The 229-nt window shown below is 62.4% G+C and carries 1 protein-coding gene; it reads right to left on the bottom strand.

What is annotated here, in order from left to right:
• A partial coding sequence (locus tag AC0KVN_RS27800) for a hypothetical protein (protein WP_483656899.1) occupies positions 1–229 on the bottom strand: 229 nt, incomplete at both ends.

The raw sequence follows: 229 nt of genomic DNA, 5'->3' as shown, positions 1-229 counted from the left end.
AAGTGCGCACCGAGAGGCCGCCTTCATAGAGCTTCTTCTCGCCGTAACGCTCGAAGATATCGCGGCGGACTTCTTCCGCGAAATACTCGCCGGCGAAGATGTGCGCTGCATTGGAGCGCGACGTCACCACGAGCGGTTCCTTGCGGGCCGCGACCGCATCGGCCGGCTTGATCCAGCCGTTTTCGGCCAGCCGGTCGATCACATAGTTACGGCGCTCGATGGCACGATC

It is taken from the genome of Sphingobium sp. SG1, assembly GCF_057063145.1.
Note: the sequence above shows the minus strand (reverse complement) of the source record. Positions and strands in the feature narration are given on the sequence as shown.